The sequence below is a fragment of the Clostridium yunnanense genome (genome assembly GCF_016595795.1).
GTDB classification, from domain to species: domain Bacteria; phylum Bacillota; class Clostridia; order Clostridiales; family Clostridiaceae; genus Clostridium_AR; species Clostridium_AR yunnanense.
In genome coordinates, this window is sequence record NZ_JAENHN010000002.1 from 51456 (window position 1) to 71830 (window position 20375).

At 30.9% G+C, this 20375-nt stretch carries 19 protein-coding genes and 2 other annotated features; of the genes, 7 read left to right on the top strand and 12 right to left on the bottom strand.

Annotation, left to right across the window (positions count from 1 at the left end; genetic code table 11):
• Genes trpC through trpE form a run of 4 tightly spaced genes read right to left on the bottom strand, consistent with a single transcriptional unit; the run spans position 1 to position 3828 of the window.
• Positions 1 to 783, bottom strand: a complete 783-nt coding sequence (gene trpC, locus JHL18_RS00265; protein ID WP_200265635.1) for an indole-3-glycerol phosphate synthase TrpC — start codon at positions 781 to 783, stop codon at positions 1 to 3.
• A complete protein-coding gene (trpD, locus tag JHL18_RS00270; protein ID WP_200265636.1) occupies positions 780 to 1799 on the bottom strand; it encodes an anthranilate phosphoribosyltransferase in 1020 nt (339 codons plus the stop codon). Before trpD ends, trpC begins: the two co-directional genes overlap by 4 nt.
• Positions 1796 to 2389, bottom strand: a complete 594-nt coding sequence (locus JHL18_RS00275; protein ID WP_200265637.1) for an anthranilate synthase component II — start codon at positions 2387 to 2389, stop codon at positions 1796 to 1798. Before JHL18_RS00275 ends, trpD begins: the two co-directional genes overlap by 4 nt.
• Positions 2386 to 3828, bottom strand: coding sequence for an anthranilate synthase component I (gene trpE / locus JHL18_RS00280; RefSeq protein WP_476728535.1), 1443 nt, complete (start codon positions 3826 to 3828; stop codon positions 2386 to 2388). Before trpE ends, JHL18_RS00275 begins: the two co-directional genes overlap by 4 nt.
• A gap of 317 nt (positions 3829 to 4145) precedes the next feature.
• Positions 4146 to 4376, bottom strand: a binding site (T-box leader).
• A 321-nt stretch (positions 4377 to 4697) separates the two neighbouring features.
• Between trpE and yjeM the strand changes: the two genes are divergently transcribed.
• Positions 4698 to 6194, top strand: coding sequence for a glutamate/gamma-aminobutyrate family transporter YjeM (gene yjeM, locus JHL18_RS00285; protein WP_200265638.1), 1497 nt, complete (start codon positions 4698 to 4700; stop codon positions 6192 to 6194).
• Between the two features lie 102 nt (positions 6195 to 6296).
• Here the strand turns inward: yjeM and JHL18_RS00290 are convergent, their stop codons facing one another.
• On the bottom strand, positions 6297 to 6800 hold the full coding sequence (locus tag JHL18_RS00290) for a GNAT family N-acetyltransferase (RefSeq protein ID WP_200265639.1): 504 nt from the start codon (positions 6798 to 6800) through the stop codon (positions 6297 to 6299).
• A 46-nt stretch (positions 6801 to 6846) separates the two neighbouring features.
• A complete protein-coding gene (locus JHL18_RS00295) occupies positions 6847 to 7098 on the bottom strand; it encodes a TfoX/Sxy family protein (protein ID WP_200265640.1) in 252 nt (83 codons plus the stop codon).
• Between the two features lie 192 nt (positions 7099 to 7290).
• Between JHL18_RS00295 and ygiD the strand changes: the two genes are divergently transcribed.
• A complete protein-coding gene (gene ygiD / locus JHL18_RS00300; protein WP_200265641.1) occupies positions 7291 to 8067 on the top strand; it encodes a 4,5-DOPA-extradiol-dioxygenase in 777 nt (258 codons plus the stop codon).
• Positions 8068 to 8206: 139 nt separating this feature from the next.
• Here ygiD and JHL18_RS00305 read toward each other — a convergent pair whose 3' ends face one another.
• A complete protein-coding gene (locus JHL18_RS00305; RefSeq protein ID WP_200265642.1) occupies positions 8207 to 8533 on the bottom strand; it encodes a hypothetical protein in 327 nt (108 codons plus the stop codon).
• An 801-nt stretch (positions 8534 to 9334) separates the two neighbouring features.
• On the opposite strand from JHL18_RS00305, the gene trhA reads away from it, so the two are divergent.
• Complete coding sequence (gene trhA, locus JHL18_RS00310) at positions 9335 to 9976, top strand: PAQR family membrane homeostasis protein TrhA (protein ID WP_200265643.1); 642 nt, start codon at positions 9335 to 9337, stop codon at positions 9974 to 9976.
• Between the two features lie 298 nt (positions 9977 to 10274).
• Here the strand turns inward: trhA and JHL18_RS00315 are convergent, their stop codons facing one another.
• Positions 10275 to 11051: a peptidoglycan-binding protein gene (locus JHL18_RS00315; protein ID WP_200265644.1), complete on the bottom strand. Its 777-nt coding sequence runs from the start codon at positions 11049 to 11051 to the stop codon at positions 10275 to 10277.
• A gap of 296 nt (positions 11052 to 11347) precedes the next feature.
• Here JHL18_RS00315 and JHL18_RS00320 point away from each other — a divergent pair, with 296 nt between their 5' ends.
• Together JHL18_RS00320 and JHL18_RS00325 are read left to right on the top strand one after the other, a co-directional pair.
• The gene (locus JHL18_RS00320) at positions 11348 to 13411 is read left to right on the top strand and encodes a methyl-accepting chemotaxis protein (protein ID WP_200265645.1); all 2064 of its coding nucleotides are present in this window, start codon (positions 11348 to 11350) and stop codon (positions 13409 to 13411) included.
• A gap of 214 nt (positions 13412 to 13625) precedes the next feature.
• On the top strand, positions 13626 to 14414 hold the full coding sequence (locus JHL18_RS00325) for a lipid II flippase Amj family protein (protein ID WP_200265646.1): 789 nt from the start codon (positions 13626 to 13628) through the stop codon (positions 14412 to 14414).
• Positions 14415 to 14554: 140 nt separating this feature from the next.
• Here JHL18_RS00325 and JHL18_RS00330 read toward each other — a convergent pair whose 3' ends face one another.
• Both JHL18_RS00330 and JHL18_RS00335 read right to left on the bottom strand, forming a co-directional pair.
• Positions 14555 to 15730 carry an aminotransferase class I/II-fold pyridoxal phosphate-dependent enzyme gene (locus tag JHL18_RS00330; RefSeq protein ID WP_200265647.1) on the bottom strand — a complete coding sequence of 392 codons (1176 nt, stop codon included), beginning with the start codon at positions 15728 to 15730 and terminating at the stop codon, positions 14555 to 14557.
• Complete coding sequence (locus JHL18_RS00335) at positions 15727 to 16206, bottom strand: Lrp/AsnC family transcriptional regulator (protein ID WP_200265648.1); 480 nt, start codon at positions 16204 to 16206, stop codon at positions 15727 to 15729. The genes JHL18_RS00330 and JHL18_RS00335 overlap by 4 nt, the downstream gene beginning before the upstream one ends.
• 244 nt (positions 16207 to 16450) lie before the next feature.
• Positions 16451 to 16792 (bottom strand) — a binding site (T-box leader).
• A gap of 448 nt (positions 16793 to 17240) precedes the next feature.
• Between JHL18_RS00335 and JHL18_RS00340 the strand changes: the two genes are divergently transcribed.
• Entirely contained in the window at positions 17241 to 17849 is a 609-nt protein-coding gene (locus JHL18_RS00340; protein WP_200265649.1) for a histidine phosphatase family protein, read from the top strand.
• Positions 17850 to 17957: 108 nt separating this feature from the next.
• On the opposite strand, the gene JHL18_RS00345 is transcribed toward JHL18_RS00340, so the two are convergent.
• Positions 17958 to 18737 carry a MerR family transcriptional regulator gene (locus JHL18_RS00345; RefSeq protein ID WP_200265650.1) on the bottom strand — a complete coding sequence of 260 codons (780 nt, stop codon included), beginning with the start codon at positions 18735 to 18737 and terminating at the stop codon, positions 17958 to 17960.
• Positions 18738 to 19233: 496 nt separating this feature from the next.
• Here JHL18_RS00345 and JHL18_RS00350 point away from each other — a divergent pair, with 496 nt between their 5' ends.
• The gene (locus tag JHL18_RS00350) at positions 19234 to 19995 is read left to right on the top strand and encodes a DeoR/GlpR family DNA-binding transcription regulator (protein ID WP_200265768.1); all 762 of its coding nucleotides are present in this window, start codon (positions 19234 to 19236) and stop codon (positions 19993 to 19995) included.
• Between the two features lie 177 nt (positions 19996 to 20172).
• Here the strand turns inward: JHL18_RS00350 and JHL18_RS00355 are convergent, their stop codons facing one another.
• Positions 20173 to 20337, bottom strand: a complete 165-nt coding sequence (locus tag JHL18_RS00355) for a DUF2500 domain-containing protein (RefSeq protein WP_200265651.1) — start codon at positions 20335 to 20337, stop codon at positions 20173 to 20175.
• Positions 20338 to 20375 lie beyond the last annotated feature (38 nt).

Genomic DNA, 20375 nt, shown 5'->3' on the forward strand with positions numbered 1-20375 from the left:
CTAATCTCCACCTCTTTTAAAGCATGCTAACAATTCCTTAAATTTATTTGAGGTAACAAAAGCTTCACCTACTAGAACGCCTCTTATCCCATGGGACTTAACCATATTTATTTTTTCTATGCAATCAAAGCCACTTTCTGAGATAACATAGCTTTCAGCAAAATTCATTTTTGTTTTTAAGGTGATAGTTGTATTTATATCAACTTCAAAACTTTTTAGATTCCTATTATTAATACCTATAAGCTTAGGCTTTAGTTCTAAAATCTTTTCTAAATCATCTTCATCGTGAATTTCAACTAAAGGCTCAAGACCAAGCTTCAAGGCTTCATCGTATAATTCTTTAAGTTTTTCCTTCGAATTTATAGCTGCAATTAGAAGAACTAAGTCAGCACCAAGACTTAAGCTTTCCTGTAATTGCACCGAATCTATTATAAAGTCCTTTCTAAGTAAAGGAATGTCCACAGCTTCACCTACGTCAACGATGTCCTGCTCTTTCCCCTTAAAAAAATGCCTCTCTGTCAAAACTGATATGCAATCTGCTCCAGCTTCTACATACTCTAAGGCTCTAAGCTTTGGATTAAGCTCAGTATTTAAATCACCTTTAGAGGGCGAGGCTTTTTTTATCTCGCTTATAACTTTAAAAGCATCATTATTTTTTAATTCCTCTATAAATGAATGAAAAGCTCTCTTTCTTTCAGGAAACTCATAGTCCTTATACTGATTCTTTAAAGTTTCAACTTCAAGTTCTTTTAAACGAATTATTTCTTCTAAGAAATTTTTCATATTATGTTACTCTCCTTTATAAGTTCTTCAAGCTTTTCTTTTGCTTTCCCCGAATCTATTATTTCCTTTGCCATCTCAATGCCTAAAGCAATATCATTACACACTCCACTAGCCATTAGTCCAAGAGCAGAATTAAAGACCACAGCCTCTCTATAATGATTTTTCTCACCATTTAATATAGACATGGTTATCTTACTGTTTTCTTTTGCATCTCCACCTGTTAACTTGTCTAAACTTACTTTATCCAAACCGAAGCTATCACTGTTAATAACCATTTCTTTTACTTGTCCGTTAGCCAAAAATGCACAATAATTATCTCCATCCAAAGTTCCTTCATCCAACCTATTATCACCATTTACCACCAAAGCCCTACTCTTACCTAGTAATTTTAATGCTTCGCAAAGGTCTTTAACTAAATCTTTCTTATAAACACCTATAAGCTGATTGTTTGGATTTAGAGGATTTGTTAAAGGTCCAAGTATGTTATAAACAGTTGGTATCCCAAGTGTTCGCCTTACCTTCATAACATATTTCATTCTTGGATGCATTGCTGGTGCATATAAAAATGCCATCCCAACTTCCTCCATAAGTCGTTTTACATTTTCTTTAGATAGTTCTATATTTACTCCAAGCTCAGCAAGGAGATCTGCACTTCCACACTTACTAGAAATCGACTTATTACCATGCTTAGCTACCCTTATACCTGCACCAGCTAATATAAAAGCCGATGTTGTACTTATATTAAAGCTATTTGAAAAATCCCCTCCTGTGCCACAATTATCAAAGGAATCCTTAAAATCAAAATCAATGCTAGAAAGCTCTCTCATTGCTTTAGCCATACCTGCTATCTCCTCCGGCTTTTCACCCTTTGTTTTTAATGCTGCAAGAAAAGCTCCAATCTCACTTTCTTCTGCATCTCCACTTAATATATATTTGTTAGCATCAAAAGCTTCTTCCATAGTCAACTCTTCCTTCAAGGTTATCTTTTTAAGAGCAGCTTGAAATTCTGATTTCATACCACATTCCCCCTACACGTATTTTTTATTTCAATAAAATTTGCCAGAAGCTTTTTTCCCATAGGTGTAAAAATTGATTCTGGATGAAACTGTATACCATAAACAGGATATCTAGCATGCTTTACTGCCATTATTTCTTCATCATCAATAGAAGTAGCTATGACTTTTAGTTCTTCACTAAGCGAAGCTCTATCTATAACCAAGGAATGATATCTCATAACCTTAGTAGGAAGTGGGATATCTTTAAACAAAGTATTATCTTCATGATAAATTTCTGAACTTTTGCCATGCATTACTTTTTTTGCTTTAATAATCGATCCTCCAAAAACCTGTCCTATACTCTGATGTCCAAGGCAGATTCCTAGTATAGGTATATACTTATAATTTCCACTTATTATATCTAAAGAGTTTCCTGCATCTTTTGGATAACCTGGTCCTGGAGAAATTATAATAGCCTCCGGAGACAGCTGCTTTATTTCACCCGATGTTATCTTATCGTTTCTATAAACTTCAACTTCTTCGCCTAGTTCACTTAAATATTGATAGACGTTATAAGTAAAGGAATCATAATTATCAATTAAAATAATCATTCTATAACCTCCAATACACCAAGTGCCTTATTGTAGCTTTCTTCATATTCTAGTTCTGGAATAGAGTCATACACTATCCCTGCACCAGCCTGAACATAGCCTTTTCCGTCTTTTAGTACCACTGTTCTAATTGCTATACAGGTGTCCATATCTCCGTTGAAAGAGAAATATCCTATTGCTCCTGAATAAACTGTTCTTTTTTCTTTTTCAAGTTCTTCTATTATCTCCATAGCCCTTATTTTAGGTGCTCCTGATAAAGTTCCTGCAGGTAAACAAAACTTCAAAGCATCAAACGCTTTATTATCCTCCTTCAATATTCCTGTGACTTTAGAAACAATGTGCATGATCTTTGAGTACAGCTCAATATCCATCAGCCTTTCCACCTTAACAGTTCCAATCTTGCTTATTCTGCCTATGTCATTTCTCGCTAAATCCACTAGCATCAAATGCTCTGCCACTTCTTTTTCATCTTTAAGAAGTTCTTCTTTTATTTTCTCATCCTCCTGTATATTAGCTCCTCTCTTTCTAGTCCCAGCTATAGGCATAGTTGTAACTAGCTCTCTCTTTACTGTAACTAGACTTTCTGGAGATGAACCTACTATTTGAAAACTCTCGTAATCTACAAAAAACATATAAGGTGAAGGATTCTTACTTCGTAGTTTTCTATATATCTTAAATGGATCTTCATTAAAATTACAGCTGAATCTCTGAGAAACAACTATCTGAAAAGCATCTCCATTTTCTATATACTTTTTTGCATCACTTACCATCTTTACAAATTCTTCTTTTGAAGTGTTTGAACTTATTTCTTTCCTCGAAGCTTCAGCTTCAATTACGTTGGTTTTGTTATAAGAACATATTATTTCTTTTATCTGTCGCAGGTTATTTTCTACCACTTCGTAATTTATCTTCTCGTCATTCAAAACTATTTGATGAATTGAAACTGTTTTATCGTAGTGGTCGTAAACTACGAACTTTCTATAAAACATTAGATAAGCTTCAGGCAAATCTAAAGAATCTCTATTTGAATTTGATATATCCTCATATTGTTTTATAACGTCGTAGCCTACATAGCCTACTGCACCACCCTGAAATGGTATTGTACTCTCATTCTTATAATTCACTTTCTCAATGAATTTCTGCACTTGATCAAGTATTCTACCTTTAATCCTAGAAGTAATCCCTTTTTCTAATATCTCAATTTCTAATCCCCTACTTCTAATCTCGGCATAAGGTTCAATACCTATAAAGCTATATCTGCCTTTTTCTTCATCAAAAACCGAACTCTCTAAAAGAAACATCTTCTCTCTTCTTAAGGAATAAAATATAGAAATTGGTGTAGTCTCATCACCATGAAATTTTAGATTTAGATCTATGGAATATCCACGTTCTCTAAGAAAATCAAACTGATTTTTTGTATAATTAAAAATAATAACCACCTCTCTCCTAAAATTAAGCACAATATAATTTTCCGAATATTCAAAAAGTCATTTTTGGGTAATATTTATTAAAGGTATAAGATTAATCGCATTTTTCTCTTGTACCCTTTTAATCATATTTAATTTCAAATTCCTTTTTTATTATGAAAGATATCTTTATTATGGTAATTACTATATTGACTTGATAGATGCTCGAAAATCCCTATAAACCGCAGTTTTAGAATGATTATAAATTAAGTTTTCGTAATGCAACTCTTTAAAGAAGTGTAAAATAGCTATTAAAAAACAAAAAGTCCTCTACATGCAAATAAATGCATATAGAGGACGATATAATCGCGGTGCCACCTCAATTTACTTAATCAAAAGTAATCTCTTAATCAGATACATAATAATATCTTATCCCTGTAACGTGAGAACACGTGTCACCTACTATAATTTTCGGTTCCCTCTCGTAAGTCCATTCAGCTTATATCCAAATACTGCATTTCACCACCGCAGCTCTCTGTAATTCTTTCCATACGCTTACTACTCTTACTCATCGATTTAATACTTTATGAATTTATTATAGTGATGCATCCTTATTTTGTAAATAGTTTTTTTCAACTTTTTTCTATTTTAATAATAAAATTTATGTTTTTTGCTAAAAATAATGTAATTATTTAATACAATATTATTTTTATTATTTTCTTGTTAAATCTTTGATAATTTTATTGTAACTTAATGACCATTTAATCAGTTGTCCTAGTTATCGATTTTGTTACACCAAGATATATAATGTTATGTGCTATATATAGATATGCATCAACATCTTCAAAATCAGTTTATTTACAGCTAATACTTATTTTTAATGTTTCACGGAGGGAGAAAAAATGGAAACTACTAAAAAGAAAAAATTAACACTGGTATCATTAGTATTAATGATTTTCACATCAGTATTTGGCTTTGCAAATATGCCAAGATCTTTTTATCTTATGGGATATAGTGCAATTCCTTGGTACATAGTATCTGCAATAGCTTTCTTTATACCATTCGCTTTTATGATGGCAGAATATGGCGCTGCATTCAAAAATGAAAAAGGCGGAATATATTCTTGGATGGAGAAATCAGTTGGTCCTAGATACGCATTCATAGGAACCTTCATGTGGTATGCATCTTACATCATTTGGATGGTTAACATATGTTCAGTAATATGGATTCCACTTTCAAACATGATTTTCGGTAAAGATACTACAGCCACTTGGTCAATACTTGGCCTTAACTCCACTCAAACATTAGGGTTAATGGGAGTAGCATGGATTTTAGTGGTTACATTTACAGCATCAAAAGGGCTAGAAAAAATAACTAGGATAACATCAATCGGAGGAACTGCGGTAGCTCTATTAAATATAGTTTTACTTATAGGAGCAGTTTTAGTTCTAATTGTCAATGGAGGACACGTAGCTGAATCTGTTAAATCTGGTTCTGCATTCTTTGCATCACCAAATCCTTCATATCAATCATCTGTATCTATATTATCATTTTTGGTATTTGCAATATTTGCATATGGCGGTATAGAAGTAGTTGGTGGATTAGTTGATGAAACTGAAAATGCTGAAGTTACCTTCCCTAAAGGTATAACAATTGCAGCTATAATTATCGCTATCGGCTATTCTTTAGGAATATTCTTATGTGGAATCTTTACAAATTGGCAAGATGTGCTTTCAGTAAAAGGTGTACATATGGGAAATGTAGCTTATATTGTTATGAAAAACTTAGGTTATCAATTAGGTGTTGGCTTCCACTTAAGTGAAGCAGCTTCTCTACAACTAGGTGCTTGGGTTGCTAGATTCGTTGGATTCTCTATGTTTCTTGCTTTAACTGGTGCATTCTTCACCTTATCATACGCTCCATTAAAACAGATAATTGAAGGAACTCCAGCAAAATTATGGCCAGGAAAAATGAGTAAGGTTGAAAATGGTATACCTAAAAATGCAATGTATGTTCAATGTGTTATAGTTATTGTCTTTGTCTTATTAGTATCCTTCGGAGGAGAAGGCGCAGCTAAATTCTTCACCAAACTTGTACTAATGACGAATGTTGCTATGACTCTACCATACTTGTTTATATCAGGAGCTTTTGCTTCCTTTAAGAAGAAAACTGAGATTAATAAGCCATTCGAAGTTTTCAAAAGTAACACAACTGCATTAATTGCTACTATAATTGTAACTTTCACAGTTGGTTTTGCTAATTTCTTTACAATAATAGAACCTGCTACAAATGGAGATTGGTCATCTACTCTTTGGATGATTGGCGGACCTATTTTCTTTACAATAGTAGCTATTGCTATGTATTGGAGATATGAACAAAAGGTTAAAAACGATAGATAATAACTAATTTATAGTTTTACAATAAAAGTGACCTAACAGACTTTTACAAATCTGCTAGGTCACTTTTATTGCTCTTCTAACATAAAAAATAAAATATGCCTATTACTCTGATAATTTTATCCAGTACTTGCAAAGCCCTTCTTTTATTACTTCTAATTTTCCACTGTTAGCCTCTATAACACTCCTGGATCCCAAGTTCCCCTCATTACATGTAATTAAAACCTCTTTTATTCCAATATCTTTAGCTTTACTTAGCGCTTCCTTCAAGAGTATCTTACCATATCCTTTGTTTCTCTCACTAGGTCTTATGCTATATCCAATATGACCACCTGATTCTCTAAGTGCATAATTTAGATAGCTTCTCAATTTAGCTATCCCAATAGGTTGTCCATCAACAATTAACCAAAATGTTGTTTGAGGTACATGACCTAATTTTAATTCTATACCTCTTGAGGCATTATAATTATCTAATAAATACTCATAGAAATTGTCAAATGGATATTTGTATCCATCATTAAAAAAACCATTCTCTCCTGGTCCAATTTCTTGAAGCATATTATATATATCTATACCATCTTCAGGTGACAACTCTCTTAATTCAATCATGCTGTTTCTCCTTGCTAAATAAATTTTTACCAATAAACTAAAAAACTTATAATGAATTTATGAACATTTTTAGCTCATCTTTTTTTTCTTGACTTAAAGAATGCCATCTTATTCCTTGAACCGCCCCCTCTAATGCACAAAGCATATTAATACATGCACCAGGGTCTATTTCTCTTATTCTCTTATATGCTTCCTTACTTCCAGTATCTTTTAGTTCTTGGTACGTATCTATATGTACCTCTTTTAATCTTTGCTCTAACACCTTACCTATATTAGGCGCTTTACATAAATCACTCATTTCTTCAATTCCTTTGTATTTATTTTTATTCCATAAACATAATTATAACCATATACAGGAAACCTTCACAATAATTTTACTAATATTCTTATTATTTTTTATAAAACTGTTGCAATTTCTTTCAACTAATTATATTATATATAAAAAAGTAACCAACTAATTTAAGGTAACAATTTGATTGGAGATATATTTATGAATAAAAGATTACCAGTTCTTTTTATAGGACATGGAAGTCCTATGAATGCTATAGAAAATAATGATTATACTAAAATGCTCAATAAACTTGGCGAAACACTTGAAAAGCCTAAAGCTGTATTAATAATATCAGCTCACTGGCTTACTGACGGAAGTTATATAGACATACAGGATGAACCTAGACAAATATATGATTTTTACGGGTTTCCAGACGAGCTTTATCAATTGGAATACAGACCAACTGGCGTAAAGAAATACGCAGAAATTGCTTATGAAAGCTTAAAAGACTTTGGAGTAAAGTCTACTACTCAGTGGGGATTAGATCATGGTGCTTGGGCTATTTTAAAGCATTTATATCCTAAAGCAGATATCCCAGCCTTTCAATTAAGCTTAAATCACAATTTCACTCCAGAAGAGCATTATAAATTGGGATTGAAGTTAAAAGAACTTAGAGAACAAGGTTTCTTAATTTTAGGCAGTGGAAACATAGTACACAATTTAAGAAAAATTAAATTTGATTCTGCTGCAACTCCCTTTGATTGGGCTACAGAATTTGATCGCTATATAGCAAAATCATTAGAAGCTAATGATCATAAAGCTTTAATAAACTATAAAAATCAAGGTCTTGCAGAAGAGCTATCACTACCAACAGATGAGCATTATCTTCCACTACTATATATAGCAGCTCTTAAAGAAGATAATGAGACAGTAAGCTTTTTGTATGAAGGTATAGAATTAGGTTCATTGTCTATGAGAAGCTTTATGATTTCGTAATCTCTAAAGGGTTCCTATACAGTAAAAAGTAAATAAAAATAGATGTACCACTTAGTTGAATTACAATAATTAGAGCTATTGTTTTATATCAATAGACTTGAATTAATATAATAAATAATAAAGTTGGTACATCTATAAATTATTTTATTCCACTTATTTTTCCTTTTAATGCTTTCATACGTCCATTAACATAATTAAGGAGTTCGTTTTTATTTTCCTTTATTTCAGCAGGAGCATTAGAAACTATTGTTATTATATCTAGCTTATTTGCTTTAACCTTTTGAGCAATTTCATATGCTAAATATCTATTCTTTACACTCCAGTAAGCATTATTAAATTCGTCTACCTGTCTTCTATTATAATAACCTTTCTCTATACCAAACTGGAACAAATCTGCAGCTGCTTCCAATTCTTCTAAATCTTCAGCATCTAAAGTTTCATTAATTAGCGATTGAAATGTTTTCATTCTAGCACCCCTCTTTAGTGAGATATTCTTATTTTAAACCTATATAAATTTTATATACCGGATTTTATAAGTATATTACCAGTAAAAAATAAATAAATAGGATAAGATTCTACTATTTCACTTATAATATAAAATTTTTACCACCTCTATAATACATTATAATGGTATATTAAATCAAATAAAGTTATCAAAAATTTGTTATAAAATTATTATTCCCATTTTAAGATTAATATTTATATTTATTTTATGATATAATTTTAATATATAAGTTTCAAGAAATATATTGCATTAATATGAAATTTGTTGAAAAATCATTAACATTTTGAAATATAAATTATAAAATTGGGTAAAATCGTATTATTGATATAGTAGGTATCTTTTAACAACTATTCATTTAAGTGACTAATCTTTATATCATATAATTATCAATTTATTTGTTTAGTGAATATTATAGCTTATAAAGTTTTTAATATATAGATGAACCATTTCATAATTAAATTTATATTCTCAAATTCTCCTCTCAGAAGCCAGAGGAGTTTTGAAAATTGATTTCGGATTGAAGTGTTTCATCTTTAGATGAACCACTTCATAATTAAATTTATATTTTCAAATTCTCCTCTCATAACCCAGAGGAGTTTTGAAAATTGATTTCGGATTGAAGTGTTTCATCTTTAGATGAACCACTTCATAATTAAATTTATATTTTCAAATTCTCCTCTCAGAAGCCAGAGGAGTTTTGAAAATTGATTTCGGATTGAAGTGTTTCATCTTTATCAATTATCTCAAAGAAAGGAGTAATTTATGGAAGACAATTTTTACACCAAAAAAGAGGAAATAATGAATTCCTTAACTCACGGAATTGGAACAGCCTTTGCAATTGCCGCTTTAGTAATTGCTGTTGTTTTTGCAGCAATGTATGGAACAGTATGGCATGTAGTTAGCTTTTCTATTTACGGTTCAACCTTAGTTATATTATATCTTGAGTCAACCCTATATCATAGTTTACCAGGTAAAAAGGTAAAGAGACTATTTAGAAAGTTTGATCATATGTCAATATTCATCCTAATAGCAGGAAGCTATACTCCGTTTTGCCTTACTGCATTAAGAGGACTAATAGGTTGGACAATTTTCGGTATTGTATGGGGATGTACTGTGGTTGGAATAACACTTAAGGCGTTTTATACAGGAAAACGTGAAGTGCTTTCTACTGTTCTGTACGTTGTTATGGGATGGCTTATCATGTTTGCGATAAAACCGCTTTACATGTCTATGCCTTTTTACGGCTTCTTATTTCTAGTTTTAGGGGGAGTATCCTATACTGTGGGAGCGTTCTTCTTCATAAAGGACTCGATAAAATATAATCATGCTATCTGGCATCTTTTTGTAATAGCAGGAAGTGCATTCCACTTCTTCTCAATAATGAGTTTATTACACTTAAGATAAATATATCTTTATGAACTTAGGTATCAAATAACTTTATAAACATACGATATTGAATTCAACTTTCAATATATTAACATATGTGAATACAGTTTTAACGACACTTTCAATGATAATAAATTAAATTCCTAAAGGTTATATAAAATAAAAGTAAGGTTGAATGTCATAATCACACTTAGTTCTGACATTCAACCTTACTTTTTAGTCTTCAATATACTCCAAAATTATTTTTCTCTTTTTAAACCCGTACTTGCTATAAAAATTTAATACATCTTAATTTCCTTCGGCAACTGTAATTTTCCTATCTAATAACTGAAGCACAAAGCTTATAATATCTCTTTCTTTGTTCTACTCCATTATAACCTCCATTTACTCTTACAGTTATCTCTTCTACTGTGGCTCCTCTATCACAAAGTTCATTCATATAATTTGAATACCACCAAAACCCTGCACTTGTCCATGGGTAGTATTGTGCTACGTAATCCACACCTTCCATTACTCTAGGGTCATGAATGTCTTCTGAGAATCTCTTATAGTTATCAAAACCAGTAAGCTGAATATAACCTGCGCCCTTGTACTTTGGGCCATCACCAGCATATCTATTACCTAGGCTTTCTCTGTATTCATAGGCTAATCCACTCCCTATTTCTTTCGTATACAAACCCAAGCCTGATTCGTAACTACATTGAGTTATAAAGTGCCTTATTCTTTGTAGGGTAACAATCTCATATCTATTTAAGCATCTATTTAAGTCATCTACCATAGAATCTGTGACGTTCTTCCATCCTATTTCTCTTAACTGTTGCCCAGTTACGTATATCTGCAAATCACCACTCTGTGATTCATTACTATATTCAGTGTTATGATTTAATATAGCTTTATCTATTGCATATTCTGTATTAACTCCTACAACTCCGTCTACTTTCAGTTGATAATCCTTTTGAAACTGCAGGACAGCATTATAAGTAGCTTTTCCAAAGTCGCCATCTGCACCTGAAGTACCTAAATTATAGCCCAAAGCTATAAGGTTTTCTTGTAGTTTTGTTACCTCTTCTCCAGTGCTACCAAGCTTAATCATATTTTCATAACTCCTTATAAAAAGCTTTGTACTATATTTTATATAACATGTAGTAATTTTGATACAAGGTATTTTCCATTACTTTTATAAATACTTTTTAATTATTTTTCTTATCCAGTTAATATCATAACTTTAATTGTTTATTAATTCATTTTTCTAAAAAAACATCAAGAAAGAGATTTTTTTGTCGAAATATGTAGTATGACAATTTTATATTCCATCTATCTTTTAGAACATTGATATTCAACTGTCATTAATCAAGTTAAATCCAATAATTATAAATGAGGAGAGTTCTTATGCCGAAGAAATTAAGAAGTATTCAATCGCAGTTTTCATTAATAGCATTAGCTATAGTATTTATTACACTACTATCTGTAGGAACTATTGTCAGCACCCAAGTAAATAGTCAAGCTAGAGAGGATTATTTTACTAATTCAGACGAACAAATGAACTTAGTTGACCAATCGATAAAAAATTTCTATTCTCAAATCGACAAGGATATAAATATGATGGCTACTAATACATTAGTTCAAACCGCTGACAATACCATAACCTCCTATGTGAATAATAACGAAAGAGCTAAGATGACTCCTTCAACAAAGGGTGGTTTAGAACAACAAACCTACGAACTTTTTAAACATTACGCAGATACGCATCCAGGTACTATGTATGTTTACTACGCCACAGAATCAGGTGCTTATCTGCAATGGCCCGAAACAGAAATACCTGAGAAATTTGCACCTACAACTAAAGGATGGTATAAGTCAGCTATTAGCGGCAATGGGGCTATTGTAAGAACTGCTCCATATGTAGATGGTATAACTAAAGCTATGATTACAAGTAATGTAAAATCCTTTACTGATAAAAACGGAAAGATACTAGGTGTTATAGGTATTGATGTTCAACAATCTGTCATCAGTGAAATGTTAAGTAAAATGAAGTTTGGTGATACTGGATTCTCTATGATAGTACATAAAACAGGAGTTATTCTAGCAGATGGACGAGATGCAAATAATAACTTCAAAAACCTAGAGGATCTAAAAATAGATGGGTTAAAAGATATACTATCACAAAGTGAACCTTTTAATGTAAAAATCAACGGAACCGAGTATGCTGTTAATCCCCATGTGGTTTCTGGCACAGATTGGTTTTTAGCATCTTTTATGACAGAAAATGAGTTGACCTCTGGTGCTTCTAAAATAAGAAATGAAATTATAGTTATTTCCATAATAATGCTCTTCATTACTCTTATATTAATTACAATTAGTACAAAATTTATAACTACTCCAATAAAAAAATCTTCAATGTATTTAAAAGTTATAGCAAACGGAGATTTTTCAGGAGAAGTAGACCCTAAGTACTTAGCAAGAAAAGATGAAATTGGAACTATTACAAATGCTATAAACGATATGAAGAACTCATTAAAACATCTTATAACAAGTATTGTTGATGAATCTTTAAGTATAGAAAATGAAGTAATTAATTCGATTGAGAACGTAAATGTATTAAATGTAAATTTAACAGATATCTCATCTACTACAGAAGAATTAGCTGCCAGCATGGAAGAAACTGCTGCTTCTTCAGAAGAAATGGCTATAACCTCCAAAAAGATTGAGAAGACGGTACAAGGTATAGCCGAAAGAACAGTGGAAGATTCAAAGACTGCTGCTAATATTAGCAAAAGGGCTGAACAAATGCATAAAAATATGAATGAAGCCCAAAAGAAAGCCCATGATATATTTATAAATACCAAAACTCAACTAGAGAAATCTATCGAAGATTCTAAAGTAGTCGATCAAATCAATATTTTTTCCGACTCAATTATGGCTATTACAGAACAAACTAACTTACTAGCCTTAAATGCTGCTATTGAAGCGTCAAGAGCTGGAGATGCTGGAAAAGGCTTCTCTGTAGTTGCAGATGAGATAAGAAAGCTTGCAGAACAATCCAAAGATACAGTATTAAAAATTCAAGATGTAACGACAAAGGTGACAAATTCCGTAGATAATCTTTCTATTAACTCTAATAATTTATTAACCTTCATGTCTACAAACGTGGACAATGATTATAATACTATGTTAACCTTGGCCGATAGATATAGCGAAGATGCTAAGTTTGTAGATGAGCTTGTAGTTGAATTTAACACAGCCTCTGAACAGCTTCTCGAATCAGTGAAGAGTATGCTTTCAACTATTGATGGTGTTGCTGCAGCTGCTAATGAAGGTGCTATGGGAACTACTAACATCGCCAGCAAAGTTTCAGATGTTAACATTAAATCTAATGAGGTTATGGAACAAGTATTAAGATCTAAAGAAAGTGCAGAAAAGCTAAAAGAAGAGATAAAAAAGTTTAAAATATAATATCTACTTACCGGAGATAGATTACTTCTCCGGTATTTTTATATTGTCAATTATTTACGAACAGTTAATAGTTTGTGAATACTTTAAACAATCCCTGTACAATTCCTATATTATGATATAATTACTAAATAATACAGCTAGAAAATTGAGTTTGGTTATATATTTATAAAACTTTAAGTTTGTATAGCTTTAATTAGTTTAAGGAGTATTTTTTATGTATGATAATTATATTATATTGATAGTAATAACATTAGTTATTCATCTAATAGACACCCTATCCTATTCAGTTAGGTTAAATTCAGTTAAGAGTGGAAATTTTGCTTTATCTATGTCACTTTTTAACCTAATAGTATTAGTTTCAAGAACTGCTAACACATTTCAAGGACCACTTATAGGTTCTCTTATAGATAGTAGTGTTAAGCTTAAGTATAATCCTATTATGGATGTTAGAGGAATTATATTTGCAGCCTCGGGAGGTACTATTCTTGCAATTATATTAATCCCTACTTTTCTAAAACTTTTTGAGATTGCTCTTAACAAATTAGAAGTTAGTGGATCAGTTCCAAGCTTAGTAGTTCAGTCTCTAAGTATTAGTAATATAAAAAGAATCGCTAAAAATACAATAAAACCTAAGAAATCTATGCTTAAAAATCTAAGATATAAAAATATTCCAAAAAGGCTTCTTTTATTAAATACTTTTATAACTGGAATTTATACAGTTGGGGTACTTGCGGCTAATTATGCTGTAACTTTTGTTCCTGATAAAGCTTCAACCATAGTTCAATCCTCAGGTCTTATAAATGGTATTGCTTCTATACTTCTAACATTATTTATTGATCCAAAATCAGCTATAATTACTGACGAAGCTTATAGGGGAAAAAGAGAATACGGCGACGTAAAGGCTCTAGTGATAATGCTAATAGGAACAAAGCTTCTTGGTACTCTATTAGGTCAACTTCTTCTTGTACCGTCTGCTAAATTATTAGCTCTTATATATCAATAAAGCTACCTGTATCTACAATTTATACAGCTAGTTAATTTTTATAATGACTTATCATTTATATTAATGTTTGTTTAAGTTCATTTATTATAAAATATAAAACCCATATGTCTTATACTAACTTTAGACATATGGGTTTACTTTTATTTTGTTTCTTTAATCTTAGAAACAAATCTCTTTATTCTCTTCATCGCTTCCATTATCTCATCCATTGAAGTTGCATAACATGCTCTTATAAATCCTGAACCACAATCCCCAAATGCATTTCCTGGTACCACAAGAATCTTTTCTTCTAAAAGTAATCTTTCACAGAATTCATCTGAGGTAAGACCTGTGGATTCAATGCATGGAAATACATAAAAAGCTCCTAATGGTTCAAAACATTCAAGCCCCATTTCATTGAAAGCATTTAGCATTACTCTTCTTCTTCTGTTATATTCTCTTACCATCTCTTGAACATCATCATCGCAATTTCTAAGACCTTCAATTGCTCCATACTGAGCTGTTGTGGGTGAGCTCATTATTGCATATTGATGTATTTTCTTCATTGCATCTATTAAAATTGGATGACCACAAACATATCCAAGTCTCCACCCAGTCATAGCAAAAGCCTTAGAAAATCCATTTATAACCAAAGTCTTATCTCTTATTTCTGGAAAACTTGCAATGGAAACATGTTTTTCCCCATAAGATAACTCTGAATATATCTCATCAGACAATATTATTATATTTTTATCTTCTAAGAATTTCACTATGGGTTCAAGTTCTTCCCTTGTCATAATAGCTCCTGTTGGGTTGTTTGGAAAAGGAACTATTAGAACCTTAGTCTTTTCAGTAATAGCTTCTTCTAATAATTCAACAGTAAGCTTGAATTGATCTTCAGCTCTCAAATTTATAACTACTGGAGTCGCTCCTGTAAACGCAGTACATCCTTTATAAGCTACAAAACTTGGTTCTGGAATAATAACTTCATCTCCTGGCCCAACTAAAGCTCTAAGCGCTATATCGATACCTTCACTCCCACCCACGGTTACAATTATTTGATCTTTAGGATCATATTTCAAACTATATTTTCTATCTAGATAGTCTGATATTTCCTCTCTCAATTCTAAAAAACCTGCATTAGATGAGTAATGTGTATGACCTTTTTCTAGTGAATATATACCTGCTTCTCTTATATTCCAAGGGGTTACAAAGTCTGGCTCTCCAACACCTAGTGATATAACATCTTCCATTTCATTTATCAAATCAAAATACTTTCTTATTCCTGAAGGGGGCATATTTCTTACATTTGATTTAATCATATCTTCTAGCATCATATAAATATATCCTCCCTATCATCCCTAGTCTTTTCTTCAAATATAGTTCCATTATCCTTATATTTCTTTAGTACAAAATGAGTAGCTGTACTTAATACATTTTCTTGAACAGCAAGCTTTTCAGATACAAAAAGTGAAACTTCTTTAAGACTCTTGCCTTCCACTATAACAGTTAAATCAAATCCACCTGACATAAGATAGCAAGCTTTTACTTCTGGAAACTTATATATCCTTTCAGCAACCTTATCAAAGCCTTCTCCTCTTTGAGGAGTTACTCTTACCTCAATTAGAGCTGTAACACTATCTTTTTTAGTCTTTTCCCAATTTATTAAAGTTGTATATCCAACAATTACACTGTCATCTTCATATTTTTTTATTGTTTCTCTAACTTCTTCCAGTGGTTTTCCCGTCATCACCGCTATTTCCTCAGCAGTGTATTTACTGTTCTTTTCTAAGATTTCTAATATTTCATCCATATATAAAACCTCCCCAAAATATAATTAAAATAGAATAAAAAAGTCGCTGAAATGACCTTCTTCAGTGAGTTTTTTTTGAGCATCTGCCTTTCCGAATGTATATTAAGAAAATTTGGCAGGCGAACAAGTTTTATTTTTTACTGTATAGACATAAAAAACTTCTAAAGTGCTTAAAGTATATATATTTTTAAATGCTATAAAAATTTTATACTTTAATTTACAGTAAAAAAACTCCTCAATCCCTGAAAGGGACGAAGGAGTATATTCGCGGTACCACCCTAATTAGTGCCTAAGCACTCTCTTAGTAGAAACTTAATATTTTTATTTAGTAATATAATTAACACATTATCCAGCCTATCATAATCAATAAACTTTTAATGTCTAATAAAAATTAGTCCTAAAAATATTTAATTCCTCTCCTCTATAACGTGAGGTCACGTCTTTGCCTACTTAAGATTAAAATTAATCTTATTTCTCAGCAAGAGATTCAAAGACTGCTTCCATAAAGTCTTTCTGCTATGCTTCCACCATCCACAGCTCTCTTTAAGAAATTACTTAATGTACTCTTTCTTATCAATATCTTTAACAATACAATTTTCATTTATTATACAAGTAAAATAAATAACTTTCAATAGTTTTACATATTTTTTATTATTCTATCAATATATATGCTATATATAAATTAAATTTCATTTAATGCTCATATCTATTTTCAAAAATTATATTTTCAAGATCACTGGCAAAATTGATTTTCACTTTTGTTTATACATCTAACATAGCTTTAATTTCTTAACCTATGTTCAGAAAGGGACGATACGCAAAAAAGTCAATGAAGAATATAACTTCAGTGAATTTTTATAGTATGCAAGTATTTGTTAAATAAGAGTATGTTTAATTTTTGTATCAAGTCAATCTAATATCAATATTGACTTATAAAGCCTCTAAGTATAATATAAATTTATATTTAATTCCATAGAAAATTTCGTTAGTTAAATAAGTTTTACTTTTTTATATCAATAATTTCGGGGGAAAACATGAAAACAACTTTGTATTTAGTAAGGCATGGAGAAACAAAGTGGAACACTGAAGGAAGGTTTCAGGGTTGCATCGATATAGAACTTTCAGATAACGGACTTAATCAAGCAATGAAATTAAAAGACAGATTAATGGATTCTTTTGATTATGTTTATACTAGTCCACTTAGCAGAGCTAAAAAAACGGCAGAAACTATTTGTGAAGACAGCTCTATAACACCAATTGAAGAATTTAATTTAAGAGAAATAAACTTTGGCGACTGGGAAGGACTAACTCTCTCCGAAATAAAAGAAACTTACTCTGAGGAATTCTTAAGATGGAGACAAGATGAACTTCTAGGGCCTATATGCGGCGGTGAACAATCCATTAAAGCAGCAAGTGATAGAGCACAAAAAGCTATATTAAAAATTGTCCAAGAGCACAAAGGCTCAAGAATTGTGATAGTTGCTCATGGAGGCATAATAAAAGCTGCTCTAATAGGACTTTTCGAATGGAAGATGAATATGTATCACAAGTTTAATCTTGGAAATACCTCTATAAACGAAATTACTTTTAATGATAACCTTGAACCTCGAATGGTTTCAATAAATGATTTAAATCATTTATAACTTTTGAATTAGGGTTTGTAGCGCAAATATTAATTTATAATATATAAAAATGGTTTTAGTAATCTTTACTTAATATTACTAAAACCATTTTCATTCAAATATAAGTTTCTACTCCTCTATTGCATATAAAACATTAACTTTAAAACTTCCATTTTCAATATTGTAAATTTCCATAGGTTTATCTCTTAACTTTATACTATTATTAGCTGCTAAATCCAAGATAGCTGCATGCGCTTCTCCTTTTTCGGATACAGAGTCAACTCTAACCCTTAGATATTTTCCACCTTCTATGCAGGAGTATGGAGCTTTTACTTCTTTTATTTTTTCCACAGGTAATGATAACTGAATTTCAGAATTATCAGAATCAATTTCTATATTTTCATAGGTTACTATATGCCCCCCTATAACTCTTAAACCTAACTTATTTATTTGAGAATACAGATTACCAACTTCGGAGCCTATAAACTTTAAATCTATCTTTAGCTTCTTATTTATTGTGAACACATCATCTACAACCACAGTTTCCACACTATATTTGGCACCTTTATAGTCCGACTGTATATTACTATCTAATAAGATCTTCAGATTTTCTTTCATTCTATTAAGATTTTTTATCTCTTCATCTAATTTTTCTAATCTATATTTTAATATTTCTGAAGCCTCTGCATCACTTTTTTTATCTATAAGCTTTTTTATCTCTTCTAGTTGTAAACCTGAATCTTTCAGCCTAACAATCTGTCTTGCATCTGAAATTTGTTTTTTTTCGTAGAATCTATAATTTGTATTAGGATCAGTATAACTTGGTTTAATAAGACCTATATCATCGTAATGTCTTAACGTTCTGGTAGATAATTTAAGTATCAAAGCAAATTGTCCAATGGAATACATAAAATCTCTCCTTTAAAATATATTTTTCATAACTTCTATAATGTTCGATGAAGCTCTAGGTATATAACCATTTTTTTAATATCTTAAAATAAGCTAAATTGGACTTTCTATAATGTTAGCAAACAATTCATCATATTGACAATACTCATATTATTCACTCCTCATATATAAATCACCGGTGTAATATAATCTTATTGTTTGACGTAATGTTACTTTCTATAATGTTAGCAAACAATTCATCATATTGACAATACTCATATTATTCACTCCTCATATATAAATCACCGGTGTAATATAATCTTATTGTTTGACGTAATGTTAAAGTCAATGGTTTTATAGAAATATATTTATTATTTTCTAAACTTAGTTTATACTTTTGAAATCACGTTACTAATCAATACTTTTAGGCTATAATATAGTAGTACTTAGATACTGAATGATAATAAACGATAATGTTAACTATATATTGGATGTACATATAAAGGAGAAGCTACACATGTTTGCAGAAGAAAGATTAAATGAAATAATAGAGTTACTATCAAAGGATGGGAAGGTATTAGTTAAAGATCTAAGCATCAGATTTAATGTTACTGAAGGTATGATAAGAAAAGATCTTCAGAAACTAGAAAAGGATGGAGCTATCAAAAGAACTTATGGTGGTGCTATTTTAAAAAGAAATATTGCTGAAAGCACCAGTATTTCAAATAGGTTAATTAAAAACTTAGAATCTAAGAGGATTATCGCAGAAAAAGCTTTTGACTTAATTGAAGAAAATGATACTATATTTTTGGATGTATCAAGCATTAACTTTGTACTTGCTGAGCTTATTGCAAGTAGCACAAAAAAGTTTACAGTTATTACTAACATGGTAGAAATAACCTCTGTGTTTAACGATTCCTCTAATGTCAATATAATTTGTATAGGTGGAACTTATAATAAGAGCCTTGGTGGTATAATTGGCTCTGAGGCTATTGAAAGCATCAAAAGATACAGAGTAAATAAAGCTTTCATGGGTAGTTGCGGCATAAACCTTTCCGATAGAACCATAAGCAATTTCGACTTAGAGGAAGGGAATACAAAAAAGGCAATAATGTCTTCTGCTAGAACTGTTTATACACTAATAGAAAATGAAAAATTCAATATGGATGGTACATATAAATTTGCTGATTTAGATGATATTGATTGTATTATTACTGAAGAAAAACCAGTTTCTAAAATCTATGAAGAAATTAAAAAATTAAATATCAAACTTATTTAAACTCACTGAAAGCATTGAAACTTCAGGGTTTATCTAGCTTTGAATTTTTATATTTTCATTTAAAACAAAAAACTTCTCAATTGATGTTTTTCAAGTTTGAGAAGTTTCTTTGTTTTTTACATTAGCTTTTAATTATATTTCCTATAGATATACGATTAATATAAGTACTTTCTGAGCCTAGTTTCTCTGAAAATCCTTGAACCAAGTTCCTTGGTATGTTAACTTCCCCTTATCCCCTTCTACTAACAGCCCGTACATTCTTCCACTTAGTGATAGTTCTATCCTTTCACCATGCTCTGTTTCAAAGGTTATGTAATAAGTTGTACTGCTTGATGTATGCATTCTTTATTACTTAATTGCTTATATTTCAAATATATAAC